Origin of the sequence: Paraburkholderia sacchari, assembly GCF_000785435.2 — a bacterium.
Taxonomy (GTDB): Bacteria; Pseudomonadota; Gammaproteobacteria; order Burkholderiales; family Burkholderiaceae; genus Paraburkholderia; species Paraburkholderia sacchari.
The window spans coordinates 1,164,984-1,177,757 of record NZ_JTDB02000001.1 but is presented as its reverse complement, the minus strand read 5'-3'; the positions used below and the strand labels follow the sequence as shown (position 1 = coordinate 1,177,757).

Sequence of the window (12,774 nt, the reverse complement as noted above, 5' to 3'; positions counted from 1 at the left end):
ATTCCAATGCAATTCGAATTCGGCCGCGCGCCGGATGCTTCGAAACATCGACACACCGCACCGCCACAGGAGGCGGCTCATGGAGCATGCAAACCGGATCCTCGTGCTCGACGACGAAGCCGAGCTGCGCAACATGCTGCAGCGCTTCCTTAGCGGGCACGGCTTCGAAGTGCGCGCGGTTGCCGACGGCAAGCGCCTCGACCGCATGCTGCAACGCGAGCGCTACGACCTGCTGGTGCTCGATCTGATGATGGAGCCCGAGGACGGCCTGAGCGTCTGCCGCCGCCTGCGCGCGGAGGGCCACACGCTGCCGATCCTGATGCTCACAGCCAAGGGCGATGCTGCCGACAAGGTGATCGGCCTCGAAACCGGCGCCGACGACTACCTCGCCAAGCCCTTCCTGCCCGACGAACTCGTCGCGCGCGTGAAGGCACTGCTGCGCCGCCAGAAGATGGCCGCGGGAGACCCCACCGTCACGACGCAGCGATTGCGCTTCGGCAGCTTCGTCTTCGACGTTGGCCAGCAAACGCTGCTGCGCGATGGCGTGCCCATCGAAATACATTCGGCGCAGATGCTTCTGCTGCACGCGCTCGGCTCCTCGCCGAACCGCGCCGTGAGCCGCGAGAACCTGCTCGCGCGCGCCCGCGGGCGCGACCACGCCGCGCTCGACCGCAGCGTCGACGTGCAGATCCTGCGGCTGCGCCAGATCGTCGAGGAAGATCCCGCCAAGCCGCGCTTCATCAAGACCGTCTGGGGCCTCGGCTATATGCTGGTGGCCGGCGTCGAGTCCTGAGCCTTGCAGCGTCCATCACTCATGCGCACGCCTTCGCGCTGGCTGCCGCGCTCGCTGCCGCGATCGCTCCTCTCGCGCAACATCGCGCTGCTGGTGGCGCTGGTCGCGCTCACCCAGCTATGCTCGTTCGCCGCGCTGCTGCATTTCGTGCAGCGCCCGCGCATCGAGCGCGCCTCGATCATCTTCGCCGACTACGTGAAGCTGCTCGACAGCACGCTCGCCGCCCTGCCGCCCGCCGAAAGCCGCGCGAGCGCCGCGCGCCTGAACGACCATCGCACAGCTCCCGCCGCGCACGTGGCGAACCTCGATTCCCCGGGCGTGAGTCCGCTCCATGTTTTTCAGACATGGCAGCGCGATGTCTTTATCGCGGCGCTGCAGCGCCATCTGCCCGCCGACATGCCGGTGCGCTGGGAATCATCAGACGAAGAGCGTCTCTGGATCCGCATGCACGCGGCGGGCGAGCCCATCTGGGTGGCGATGCCGCTGAGCGCCGATGCGCGCGCAAGCGGCATCGCCACGGCCATCGTGTTGTCGATCGGTCTCGCGCTGCTCGCGGCGTTCACGGGCTGGCTGATCCAGATGCATCTGAACCGCCCGCTCGGCGATCTGGCTCACGCGGCGCGGCGCGTGAGCGCGGGTGAAGCGCCGGCGCCGCTGCCCACCGACGGCCCGACCGAAATCGCCGAGGTCAGCCAGGCCTTCAATCAGATGACCGCCGCGCTGCAACAGGCCGAAGCGACGCGCGCGCTGATGCTCGCGGGCGTGTCTCACGACATCCGCACGCCGCTCACGAAACTGCGCCTCGCCCTTGCGATGGCGCTGCCGCGCGGCACCAACGACAAGCTCGTCGATTCCGCCGAGGGCTATCTCGACCATATCGATACGATCCTCCAGCAGTTCATGGATTACGCGGGCAGCGGCGAGCGCGAAGCGCCGCAGCCTGGCGACCTCAACGCGCTCGCGGGCCAGCTCGTGGCCGACTTCGCTGGGCTCGGCCACGAATTCGACTTCGAGGAAGGCGCGCTGCCCCGCTTCTCGTTCCGGCCCGTGGCCGTCATGCGTCTGTTGATGAACCTGATGCAGAACGCCGTCGTCTACGGGCGCACGGGCCTGTGCGTGCGCACCTGGCAAGCGGACGGCCACGCTTGCGTGGCTATCTGCGACCGTGGCGGCGGCATCCGCGCCGAAGAACTCGAGCGGCTCAAAGCGCCCTTCAGCCGTGGCACCAATGCGCGCAGCCATGCGGGCGGCACGGGCCTCGGGCTCGCAATCGTCGAACGAATCGCGCGGCAGCACGGCGGCTCGCTCACTTTCACCGACCGTGCAGGCGGCGGACTCGAAGCCGTGGTGAAGCTGCCGATTCAGGACGCCGCCGCGCGCCGGTGACATCGAGCGACATAATTCGCGCGTGGCGCAGCCATGCACTCCCCTCCATACTTGCGCCTGTGCCGAGTGACACACGCCGCAACCTGAATCATCAGGCGAATGCAGGCAAGCCGCTCAGCCAGTCCTAACGAACCGAATATGATATTTCGATATCCTTATTACTAGTCGATATCGAATCCAGCATCCAGGCGACCCGACATGAATACGATCATCCGCTCCCTCCTCAAAAAGACCCGCCGTTTCGCCGGCGCTGCGCTGCTCGCGGGCTCGCTCCTCGCGTCGGGCTGCGCCTCGGCTGCGAGCCCGTTTCAGGCCGCCGGTCCGCTGCCGCAAGTGCATGCCGAGGTTATCTACGTCTGCGCGTTCGAGATCTCGCCCGAGCTCGTGAAGCTCGACAGCGGCATGGCGCAGCGGCTCAATACGATGGCGAGCGGCGAAACGTCTGCGCAACAACAACAGCAAGTAGCGCTCGCGGCGCGCGAGAAGCTGGCCGACAACATCGTCGCGCAGTTGCAGAAGATGGGTCTGCCCGCGGTGCGCGTGGACGGCCCCGTGCCGGCGGGCCGCGACGCCATCGTGGTCGAAGGCCGCATCGATAGCGTCGATGCGGGCAGCCGCCGGCGCCGCGCGCTGATCGGACTCGGCGCCGGCAAGAGCGAAGTGGATGCCACCATCAGCGTGTCGTACCTGCCGGCCAACGGTGCGCCGCAATCGCTCGCCAACTTCGAGACCAGCGCGAACAGCGGATATATGCCCGGCATGGCGGAAACAGCGGGCGCAGGCGCGGCGGCGGGCCATCTCGCGGCATCGGCGGCAGCGGGCGCGGGACTGCACGGCGCATCCGCATCGAAACGCGACACGATTGCCGCCGACGCCGGCAAGCTCGCGAACTCGATCGCGAAGCAACTCGCGCAGGCGGCCGCGCAATACGGCTGGGTGCCGGTCAGCAAGGCTGGTTGATTCAGCCCATCCCCATGCGGGTATCGTCGACGAACTTTTCGGTGGCGTCGTCGAGCTTGCGACCGCGCCGCCCGGTTGGCCCGTGAATGTAGATCGTCTTCATGTCGCCCCCGCTCTCGCCGAGTGCGGCGGGCGGCGGCGTCATCTCGTAGTGGACCTCGCGCGCATGATCGGCGAGTTGCAGGCGCGGATCGAACACCGAGTTGAACTTCCACAGCATGCGCACGAAATTGGTCTGGCCGCGCAGCAGCAAACGCATCGCCTGCCCCGCCGCACCGCGAAACGCGGTCCAGCCCATGTGCTTGCGATTCAAAACTTGTTGCGTGCGCACCAATTCCGCATAGAACTCGGGCAGCGGCAGCTTCGTTGGCACTACCGCGTGCTGGATGTCGTAGAGCCGGTAGTCGAGGCTCGTCAGACGCCGCGTCTCGTGCTGCCAGTTCTCCGTGCCAGGATACGGCGTGTTCACGCTGATGTTCACGATTTCCGGAATCTCCATGCACCACTGGCGTATCGTCTCGAAGCGCCCATGGTCCCAGTCCGGATCGGCAATCAGGTTAATCGCGACCGTGATGCCGAGCGAACGCGCGAATTCGAGCGCCTCGAAATTGCGGTCGAGACTGATGCGTTTGCGAAACGCCTTGAGGCCCTCGTCGTCGATCGCTTCGAGCCCGAGGAACATGTATTTCAGGCCGATCGCCTGCCACGCGCGGAACACCTCCTTGTTGCGCAGGAGCACGTCGCCGCGCGTCTCCAGGTAGTAGCGCTTCTGGATGCCGCGTTGGCGGATCGCGTCGGCAATCGCCATGCCGTGCTCCGCGTGCACGAAGGCCACATCGTCGACGATAAAGACGCCCGGCTCGCGCAGCGCCGCCAGTTCCTCCACCACGACCTCGGGACTGCGCGTGCGGTAGCTGCGCCCATAGAAGGTCCACGCGCTGCAGAACGTGCAGTCCCACGGGCAGCCGCGCGCAAACTCGATCGAGGCGCACGGGTCGAGCGTGCCAATGAAATATTTGCGCCGGTGCCGCAACAGATCACGCGCGGGCCGCACGGGATCGAGCTGCTCGACGAAGCGCGGCGGAGGACCCGACCCTTCGCGCGTCACCACGCCTGGCACCGCGAGCAGATCGCCGCCTTGCGCAACCGCTTCGAGCAGCACGTTGATCGACGCCTCGCCCTCGCCGCGCAGGATGCAGTCGATGGCGCCCTCAGCGTGACGCAGCAAATCGTGTGCCGTGAACGACACGCTATGGCCGCCCACGAACACGAAGCACGTGGGCAGCGCCGCCTTCACGGCCTTGGAGAGATCGACGATCTCGGGAATATTCGCCAGATAGTTGCCCGAGAAACAAAGCGCCTCGGGGCGCCAGTCGCGCACCATGCGCATCAGGTCGCGATGGGTTTCCACCTGCAGGTCGATGAGGCGTACCTCGTGCCCCGCGTCGCGCGCCGTGCCGGCGACCGATTCGAGACCCAGCGGCTCGAGCCGAAGAAACACGCGCGTGTACATCAGCCCGCTCGGGTGGACGGCCAGCAATCTCATGAAGCCTCCTTGCGAAGCGCCGACCCGAAGCGATGCGCGGATCGTGCGATACGTATGATTCGTGCGATTCGTGCGATTCGTGCAAACCGGCGGCGGGGCGCTCGCGGTGTCGTTCACGGTTGTCGTCGCGCCGTCGCGGCTCGAAACATGCGGCCAGCGCGTCCCTGACACTGCTGCTCCGTGCGAGTCTACGCGCCTTCGCGCATCGGCGCTCGCGCTGTGCGTGGCCGTCGTCCGTCATGCCGGCACCCGGACCGGCACGAGGTGGCCACCGAGGTGAGCATCGAGGTGATGCATGCCAGGCAGCGGCGCTTTGATAGACTGGAATTCCCGCACACTCATTCGCCAAAGCGCTGTCCCATTGTGTCCGCTACCCGCTCGCTCCCGCGCCTGCTGACCGAGATCCGCGCTTGCCGCATCTGCGCCGACACGCTGCCGCTCGGCCCGCGCCCGGTGCTGCAAGCGAGTGCGAGCGCGCGGGTCCTGATCGTGGGCCAGGCCCCCGGCGCCAAAGTCCATGCTTCGGGTATTCCATGGGACGATGCGAGCGGCGAGCGCCTGCGCGAATGGATGGGCATCGACGCCGCCACGTTCTACGACGCCGCGCGCATCGCCATCGTGCCGATGGGCTTTTGCTATCCGGGGCGCGGCGGCGGCGGCGATAATCCGCCGCGCCCCGAATGCGCGCCGCTCTGGCACACACGCCTGCTCGCGCTGATGCCCGGCGTGCGCCTCACGCTGCTGGTCGGCCAGTACGCGCAGCGTTATTTCCTCGGCAACCGCCGCAAGGGCTCGCTCACCGAAACCGTGGCAGCCTGGCGCGACTACGCGCCCGGCTACGTGCCGCTGCCTCACCCCTCGCCGCGCAATACGCCGTGGTTTCAGCGGCATTCGTGGTTCGCGCGCGACGTGCTGCCCGCGCTGCGCGAGCGCGTTGCCGATGCGTTGTCGGCGCCGCTATCGTCCGCGCAGCAGACGAATGCGAATTTGCTCCACAAGGAGAAGCGCAACATGACCCTGCCGGCAATCACCATCCAGCGTGTCTACGATCCGCTGCCCGAGGACAGACAGTCTTGCTTTTTGGTCGACCGGCTATGGCCGCGCGGCATGAGCAAGGAAAAACTCGCGGGCGTGACCTGGGCGAAGGACGTCGCGCCGAGTACGGAACTGCGCGAGTGGTTCCACAAGGACCCGCAACAGTGGGATGAATTCACGCGCCGCTACGTCGCCGAACTCGACGCAAACCGTGCCGCATGGGCGCCGCTTGCCGAGGCGAGCAAGGCGCATCCGGTGGTGCTGCTGTTCAGCTCGCACAACACCGAAGACAATAACGCCGCCGTGCTGCGCGACTATTTGATGAAGAAGCGGCGCAAATAACGGCGCGCGCAGGGACCAAGCGGGGTTCAACAAGGCCGCGCGTTTGCGCCTGTTATCGTGCGTCGACACCGCTGTCTTGCGTCAGCCGGCGCAACAATTCCTTGCCGCGGGTCGTGAGGCGCGGGGCGCAGCCGTCCCCGCCTTCGTCCATCTCCACGAGATGGTAGCGCTCGAGCGCCAGAAATTCGGAATCGAATGTTTGAAGCGGCGCATTGGCGTCGCGAATCAATAGCAGCGCTGCCAGTTCGTGGTGACTGAGCATCGAATTTCTCCTGTTCAGGGCTCGCTGTGGAAACCAGCATAGCGAGCAAAACGTACAGTTTCGCTACAGTCGTGTTTCTTCTTGTTACTTACGCGAACTACGCGCCGGAGCGGAAAACCCGCTGCGCGTCGCACAATGGTTAAAGCATGTTATACGTCTGCGGAAAATTAAATCGGATTCCTGATTACATGCAGAATCTGAATGGGAGCGCGAAGGATGTACCGGCCAAACCGGGTTATCGCGCCGCCAGTTGCAAATGATAAAAGGAATGCCCGGCGCCGCGTGACCCTGCACGGGTGCAAGATTTGATCGAAATCGTATTTTGAGATATTTGTACCTCGGGTGGGCGCATTGAAGCCTGGGCGCGCAGGTATTTTCAGACGAAAATGCGAGTGCGGCGGCGGGCGCCGCCGCGCCCGCGCGCCTTCCTGGAAGGGGGCGTCAAGCCGGTGTCAAGCCGCCTTCGGTTCATCCTCGCGCACCAGCATGACCGGGCGATCGGCCATGCGCAGGAACGATTCCGCGACGCTGCCGAGCAGCAGTCGCTTCACGCCCGACAAGCCGCGCGTGCCCATCACCACGAGGTCCGCGTCCTCTTCCGCTGCGATGCGGTAGATCACCGCCGCAATGTCCTCGCCCATCGCGTCGGCGGCGCGCGCCGTGCCTTGCACGCCGCCCGCTGCGAACACCGTCCTGGCCTCCTCCAGCGCGGCCGTGGCGAGATCGGCCTCGGCCTTCTGGCGCTTGGGCTCCTCTGCGAATCCCGTGCCGACATCGACGAGGCGCGCCGGATGCTGCACCACGCAAAGCGCCTGAACCGCGGCGCCCGTCGCCTTGGCTATTTTCACGGCCTCATCGAGCGCGCGGCGTCCACTGCGGCTGCCGTCGACGGCCACCAGAATTTGTGTGTACATCATCACCTCCAGGGCAAGGCCCATGATGCGCGGCATCCGGCATGCGAGGTCCCGGTCGCGGGAGCCGCGCGCGACGGCCTGCCCGCCGTTGCGTTGCGCGCGAGTTGCATACGTGCGGCATGCGGATTGCATGCCGGTTGCGTGATTCGCTCGCGCAATCGAAAAGCCATGCTTTGGCGTACTTTATCGCCGTCATGCAGTTGGGGACGAAAGCCCGCCTCGCGCTGTGTCGACGCGTCGCTCTCCGGTCTCATGCAGCGCTTGCGTTTCGGGTCCGGGAAACGCGTGCCACGCGATGCACGAGGGACGCATCATCCATGTTAGGCGCTCGGCGCGCGCATCGCGACCTGCGCGTGCGCACACGCGTAGGAAGCGTTCCCAGCGATCGTGGCACCATGGTCGTCGCACGCTCTTCCCTTCGTGCGACAGGAGCATCGAATGAGTGCAAACCGCCCTTCCTCCCGTCCGCCGGTTTCCGACGAACTGTTGCAGCGCATGGACGCCTGGTGGCGCGCCGCCAACTATCTCTCGGTCGGCCAGATCTATCTGCTCGCCAATCCGCTGCTACGCGAACCGCTGCAACTCGCGCACGTGAAGCCGCGCCTGCTCGGCCACTGGGGCACCACGCCCGGCCTCAATTTTCTCTACACGCACCTGAACCGCATCATCAACGAGCGCGATCTTGACCTGCTCTTCATCGCGGGACCGGGGCATGGCGGGCCGGCCGTGGTCGCGAACACCTGGCTCGAAGGCACCTATAGCGAGACCTGGCCGAACGTGCCGCAGGACGAAGAAGGTATGGCCGCGCTCTTCAAGCAGTTCAGCTTTCCCGGCGGCATCCCGAGCCACGTTGCGCCGCAGACCCCGGGCTCGATCCACGAAGGCGGCGAACTCGGTTACGCGCTGTCGCATGCCTATGGCGCGGTGTTCGACAACCCCGATCTGATCGCCGCGTGCGTGGTCGGCGACGGCGAAGCCGAAACGGGGCCGCTCGCCACCTCGTGGCATTCCAACAAATTCCTCAATCCGGTGACGGATGGCGCCGTACTGCCGATCCTGCATCTGAATGGCTTCAAGATCGCCGGGCCGACCGTGCTCGCGCGCATCGGCGACGATGAACTCGCCGCGCTCATGAAAGGCTACGGCTACGCGCCGATTTTCGTGGAAGCGGAGGATCCCGGCGTCGCGCACCGGCTGATGGCCACGGCCTTCGACAGCGCGTTCGACCAAATCGCGCGCATCCAGCAGAGCGCGCGCGAGGCAGTTGCAGCCGATCCGCAAGCGCACATCGAACGCCCCCGCTGGCCGATGATCGTGCTGCGCACGCCCAAGGGCTGGACCGGCCCGAAGAGCGTCGACGGCCTGAAGACCGAAGGCTCATGGCGCTCGCACCAGGTGCCGCTTGCGAACATCGCGAAGCCGGGCCATCTCGCGCTGCTCGAAGACTGGATGCGCAGCTACAAGCCCGAGGAACTGTTCGACGCGCAAGGCCGGCTCGCGCCCGAGATTGCGGCGCTCGCGCCGCGCGGCGAGCGCCGCATGAGCGCGAACCCGCGCACCAACGGCGGCGGCCGGGTGCGCGAGCTGCGCGTGCCCCCTTTCGAGCGCCATGCGGTGGACGTGCCCGCGCCGGGCCAGGCGGACGCCGAAGCCACCCGCGTGATGGGCGCGTTCCTGCGCGAGGTGATGCGCGTGAACCAGCCCACGCGCAACTTCCGCATTTTTGGTCCCGACGAAACCGCTTCGAACCGCTGGGCCGATGTCTTCGACGTGACAGCGCGCACGTGGCTGGCCGAAACCACGCCCGACGACGTCCAGCTCGCGCCAGACGGCCGCGTCATGGAGATCCTGAGCGAGCACACCTGCCAGGGCTGGCTCGAGGGCTATCTGCTCACGGGGCGCCACGGCTTCATGTCGTGCTACGAGGCGTTCATCCACATCGTCGATTCGATGTTCAACCAGCACGCGAAGTGGCTGAAGGTGATCCGCGAGATTCCGTGGCGGCGGCCCCTGCCCTCGCTCAATTACCTGCTGACCTCGCACGTGTGGCGCCAGGACCATAACGGCTTCAGCCATCAGGACCCGGGCTTCATCGACTACGCGGTCAACAAGAAGGTCGATACGGTACGCGTGTACCTGCCGCCCGACGCCAACACGCTGCTCGCCGTGACCGATCACGTGCTGCGCACCTGGAACCGCATCAACATCATCGTGGCGGGCAAACAGCCGCAACCGCAGTGGCTGGACATGGACGCAGCGATCCGCCATTGCGCGGACGGCATCGGCATCTGGCAATGGGCGAGCAACGACGAAGGCGGCGAGCCCGACGTGGTGATGGCATGCGCCGGCGACGTGCCCACGGTCGAGACGCTCGCGGCGGTCGACCTGCTGCGCGGCTGGCTGCCCGATCTGAAGATGCGCGTGGTGAACGTGGTGGACCTGATGACGCTGGAGCCGGCGGACCGCCACCCGCACGGTCTGTCCGACGCCGACTTCAACGCGCTCTTCACCACGAACCGGCCTGTGATCTTCGCGCATCACAGTTATCCGTCGCTGATCCATCGCCTGACTTACCGGCGCGCCAATCACGCGAACATCCATGTGCACGGCTTTATCGAGGAAGGCACGACCACCACGCCGTTCGACATGACGGTGGTGAACAAGCTCGACCGCTACCACCTGTGCGAGGCCGTGATCGACCGTGTGGATGGGCTCGCGCAACGCGCCGCGCATGTGCGGCAAACGCTGCACGACAAGCTCGCCGCGCACCGCCGCTACGTGGACGAGCACGGCGACGACATGCCCGAGATCCGCAACTGGCGCTGGATGCGCGCGAGTCCACCTGCGCCGGGCGGCGGCGACTGAGGCCGCGCCGCGCGTCCGGTTCAGCGCGGCGCGAAGCGCCCGAACACGCGCACGAACCCCGTGACGAACAGGTCGAGCCGTTCCGAATCGAGGCTGTCGATGCCCGCCGCGCCCACCCGGCCGCTGCCGCCGGGGAACGCGCGGCACAACTCGTCCGCGCCGCTCGGACGCGCGAGCGGCGCGCGCACGCTCACCGCGTAATTGCCGTCGGGATTGACGCTCAGCACGGCGTGGGCGCAGGTCGGCTCCTCGAGCGCGAGGACATTGGCGAACGCCCCGCGCACACGGCGCGCCCAAGGCTCGTCGGGGAGCACGCATACGGTGCCGTACTGCACCATGAACAGCGGCGTGACCTGCTGCGCGCGTTCGAGATCTTCCTGGCGGCACGCCGAAAGACGCGCCACGACCGGCTCCGCCGCAATGAATTCGAACGGATCGGCGTACGGCTTGAGCAACCCGTAGAGCTCAGCCGGGGCGATGAACAGGTCCTCCGCGCTGTCGCCATAGGCGTTGTAGTTGATCGACTCGCCCAGTTCGCATAATTGCGCGACTTGCGTCTCGTTAAGCCCGGCTTCGTGCGCGAGCTCGTGCGCGGTAGCCTGCAGGTTGTCGCCGAACGCCGCCGCAATCGCCCACCGGCGATGCTGGCCGCGCAGGTGACGGTCGACCAGCACGCTCGTGCAGACCTGCGCCGTGGTGTCGATGTGCGCGGCGAGATTGACGTTCATCGGCAATTCGCCCGCGTGGTGATGATCGAAATACTCGATGCGGACGCCCTGATCGAGCAGCGCGCAAAGCGCTGCGCGGTTGGTGTCGAACGAAATGTCGAGCACCGTGAGCGAGTCGCCGGGCTGCGCCGGCACGCGCTTGATGAGCGCAATGTCGCGCTTCGCTCCGGTGACGAGCGTGGCCTCGCGCGGCCGGGAAAGGCGAAGCTGATGCAACGCGCAGATGCCGTCCGCGTCGCCGTTGAATACGTCGAAATGCGCCATGTTCTGTGGATTCCGTTGCGTGGAGCCTCACAGTATCGCGCACCAGACGCGGATCCCACAAAGGGCGGATTTGACCGACCACAGTGAAGAACGATTCGTTCACCACATCACACGACTTCGCGCCCCGTAGTTCGCACACGGAATTCACGCGGAATTCACGCAGACGAGCGGGCAAGGACGCAGCGCCGAAAACCAGGTAGGCCTACGCAAACCTGCAGGCAGCGGCTCAGGTGCGCGCTACCGGCCAGCGCAGCGTGAACGCCACCGGGAAGCGCGGCGCCTTGCGGCCCGCCGGTGCGCGCCACGGCTGCATGCGCGCGCTCATGGCCGCGCACATGGATACGCCTTCTTCGCCGTAGAGCTGCTCCATGGCCTGTTGCACGAGGCCGGCGTCGAACCACATCTTGAAGCGGCGATGGCAGGTGCGGAAATCGGGGTAGCGCTCGGGCAGCTTCGACCAGACGGAGCCCGTTGACAGCACCCACAGGATGGCTTCGAATACGGCGCGCGAGCAATGCGCCGGACGACCGCGGCGCGGACCGCTGGTGCGGATGTCACGGAAAAGCGGTTCGACGCTGCGCCACTGGGCGTCGTTCAGTTCCATTGAGGGACGAGGCTGCATCTGATATTCCAAGTGAGGTTGTCTGACACACAGCTAAATTAGCCCCACGCCTGATAGGAAAGTATCGGACTTTGCCTAAAACGATCTGAAAATCCGCAATGTGATGCAGGTAGTGCCGCCTTGCACATGCATACCGGCGCTTTCGAAGCTTTGCTATTGCAACTGCGGCAACTGCGGCAATCGCGCTAAACTGCGCCACTCCAGACTCGACGGCGCAATTCCCATGGCTCGCTACCCCGTTTTGCCCGCGAAAACCGTGCGCATTCGCATCGGCATCGGCGGATGGATTTACCCGCAGTGGCGCGGCACGTTCTATCCCGCAGGACTCGCGCGGCGCCTCGAACTCGACTATGCGAGCCGTCACCTGAGTTCGCTGGAAATCAACAGCACCTATTACGGCGCGCAGCGCCCCGAGAGCTTCATGCGCTGGCACGACGAGACGCCCGACGATTTCGTGTTCTCGTTGAAGGGGCCGCGCTTCGCGATGAACCGCCGCGTGCTGGCCGAGGCCGGCCCATCGATCGAGCGCTTTCTCACGAGCGGGGTGCTGAATCTGCGCAACAAGCTTGGCCCGATCAACTGGCAACTGATGCCTGGCAAGCCGTTCGATCCAGAGGACTACGCACGATTTCTCGAATTACTGCCCGCCGAAGTCGACGGGCGGCCGTTAAGGCATGCGCTGGAGGTGCGGCACGAGAGCTTCCGCACGCCGGAGTTCGTGGCGCTCGCGCGGCGGCATGGGGCGGCCATCGTAGTGTCCGGCGATTCGGATTATCCGCAGATCGCCGACGCATCCGCGCCCTTCGTCTACGCCCGCATCATGGGGACGACCGCTGCCGAGCCGCTCGGCTATTCGCCCGCGGCTCTCCACAGCTGGGCCGCGCGCGCGCTCGCATGGGCGCGCGGCGAGAGCCCCGGCGACCTCGCCACCTTCGCCGCGCCGCTCGCGGCCAACACCGGACGCGACGTGTATCTCTACGTGATTAGCGGCTTCAAGGAACGCAATCCCGCCGCCGCGCAGGCGCTGATCGAGCGCCTGCGCAAGGCTTGACTTAAA

At 66.1% G+C, this 12,774-nt stretch carries 11 protein-coding genes and 1 pseudogene; 7 read left to right on the top strand and 5 right to left on the bottom strand.

Annotation, left to right across the window (positions count from 1 at the left end; all coding sequences use genetic code 11):
- Window positions 1-79 precede the first annotated feature (79 nt).
- From NH14_RS05245 to NH14_RS05235, 3 genes are all read left to right on the top strand, one after another.
- A complete protein-coding gene (locus NH14_RS05245) occupies window positions 80-793 on the top strand; it encodes a response regulator (RefSeq protein WP_035520986.1) in 714 nt (237 codons plus the stop codon).
- 21 nt (window positions 794-814) lie between these two features.
- The gene (locus NH14_RS05240; protein ID WP_035520988.1) at window positions 815-2,179 is read left to right on the top strand and encodes an ATP-binding protein; all 1,365 of its coding nucleotides are present in this window, start codon (window positions 815-817) and stop codon (window positions 2,177-2,179) included.
- 198 nt (window positions 2,180-2,377) lie between these two features.
- A complete protein-coding gene (locus NH14_RS05235; protein WP_035520990.1) occupies window positions 2,378-3,139 on the top strand; it encodes a DUF4410 domain-containing protein in 762 nt (253 codons plus the stop codon).
- 1 nt (window position 3,140) lies between these two features.
- Here the strand turns inward: NH14_RS05235 and hpnR are convergent, their stop codons facing one another.
- Window positions 3,141-4,685, bottom strand: coding sequence for a hopanoid C-3 methylase HpnR (gene hpnR / locus NH14_RS05230; protein WP_035521723.1), 1,545 nt, complete (start codon window positions 4,683-4,685; stop codon window positions 3,141-3,143).
- A gap of 360 nt (window positions 4,686-5,045) precedes the next feature.
- On the opposite strand from hpnR, the pseudogene NH14_RS33380 reads away from it, so the two are divergent.
- Window positions 5,046-5,639: pseudogene (locus NH14_RS33380) on the top strand (uracil-DNA glycosylase family protein); the annotation flags it as partial.
- Between the two features lie 57 nt (window positions 5,640-5,696).
- On the top strand, window positions 5,697-6,062 hold the full coding sequence (locus NH14_RS33375) for a DUF488 domain-containing protein (RefSeq protein WP_167556475.1): 366 nt from the start codon (window positions 5,697-5,699) through the stop codon (window positions 6,060-6,062).
- 52 nt (window positions 6,063-6,114) lie between these two features.
- Here the strand turns inward: NH14_RS33375 and NH14_RS05215 are convergent, their stop codons facing one another.
- Complete coding sequence (locus NH14_RS05215; protein ID WP_035520992.1) at window positions 6,115-6,324, bottom strand: hypothetical protein; 210 nt, start codon at window positions 6,322-6,324, stop codon at window positions 6,115-6,117.
- A gap of 452 nt (window positions 6,325-6,776) precedes the next feature.
- Window positions 6,777-7,238: a universal stress protein gene (locus NH14_RS05210; protein ID WP_035521727.1), complete on the bottom strand. Its 462-nt coding sequence runs from the start codon at window positions 7,236-7,238 to the stop codon at window positions 6,777-6,779.
- Between the two features lie 438 nt (window positions 7,239-7,676).
- Here NH14_RS05210 and NH14_RS05205 point away from each other — a divergent pair, with 438 nt between their 5' ends.
- Entirely contained in the window at window positions 7,677-10,103 is a 2,427-nt protein-coding gene (locus NH14_RS05205) for a phosphoketolase family protein (RefSeq protein ID WP_035520994.1), read from the top strand.
- Window positions 10,104-10,123: 20 nt separating this feature from the next.
- Here the strand turns inward: NH14_RS05205 and NH14_RS05200 are convergent, their stop codons facing one another.
- Together NH14_RS05200 and NH14_RS05195 are read right to left on the bottom strand one after the other, a co-directional pair.
- Window positions 10,124-11,095 (bottom strand): hypothetical protein, encoded by a 972-nt coding sequence (locus NH14_RS05200; RefSeq protein WP_035520996.1) that lies wholly within the window; start codon window positions 11,093-11,095, stop codon window positions 10,124-10,126.
- 226 nt (window positions 11,096-11,321) lie between these two features.
- Window positions 11,322-11,717, bottom strand: a complete 396-nt coding sequence (locus NH14_RS05195) for a transposase (RefSeq protein WP_084224944.1) — start codon at window positions 11,715-11,717, stop codon at window positions 11,322-11,324.
- A gap of 223 nt (window positions 11,718-11,940) precedes the next feature.
- Between NH14_RS05195 and NH14_RS05190 the strand changes: the two genes are divergently transcribed.
- Window positions 11,941-12,768 (top strand): DUF72 domain-containing protein, encoded by an 828-nt coding sequence (locus NH14_RS05190; RefSeq protein ID WP_035521001.1) that lies wholly within the window; start codon window positions 11,941-11,943, stop codon window positions 12,766-12,768.
- Window positions 12,769-12,774: the final 6 nt, after the last annotated feature.

What these genes read in the sequence shown, in the direction of transcription:
- NH14_RS05245 (WP_035520986.1), top strand. Translation starts at nt 80, where the DNA reads ATGGAGCATGCAAACCGGATCCTCGTGCTCGACGACGAAGCCGAGCTG.
- NH14_RS05240 (WP_035520988.1), top strand. Translation starts at nt 815, where the DNA reads ATGCGCACGCCTTCGCGCTGGCTGCCGCGCTCGCTGCCGCGATCGCTC.
- NH14_RS05235 (WP_035520990.1), top strand. Translation starts at nt 2,378, where the DNA reads ATGAATACGATCATCCGCTCCCTCCTCAAAAAGACCCGCCGTTTCGCC.
- hpnR (WP_035521723.1), bottom strand. Translation starts at nt 4,685, where the DNA reads ATGAGATTGCTGGCCGTCCACCCGAGCGGGCTGATGTACACGCGCGTG.
- NH14_RS33375 (WP_167556475.1), top strand. Translation starts at nt 5,697, where the DNA reads ATGACCCTGCCGGCAATCACCATCCAGCGTGTCTACGATCCGCTGCCC.
- NH14_RS05215 (WP_035520992.1), bottom strand. Translation starts at nt 6,324, where the DNA reads ATGCTCAGTCACCACGAACTGGCAGCGCTGCTATTGATTCGCGACGCC.
- NH14_RS05210 (WP_035521727.1), bottom strand. Translation starts at nt 7,238, where the DNA reads ATGTACACACAAATTCTGGTGGCCGTCGACGGCAGCCGCAGTGGACGC.
- NH14_RS05205 (WP_035520994.1), top strand. Translation starts at nt 7,677, where the DNA reads ATGAGTGCAAACCGCCCTTCCTCCCGTCCGCCGGTTTCCGACGAACTG.
- NH14_RS05200 (WP_035520996.1), bottom strand. Translation starts at nt 11,095, where the DNA reads ATGGCGCATTTCGACGTATTCAACGGCGACGCGGACGGCATCTGCGCG.
- NH14_RS05195 (WP_084224944.1), bottom strand. Translation starts at nt 11,717, where the DNA reads ATGCAGCCTCGTCCCTCAATGGAACTGAACGACGCCCAGTGGCGCAGC.
- NH14_RS05190 (WP_035521001.1), top strand. Translation starts at nt 11,941, where the DNA reads ATGGCTCGCTACCCCGTTTTGCCCGCGAAAACCGTGCGCATTCGCATC.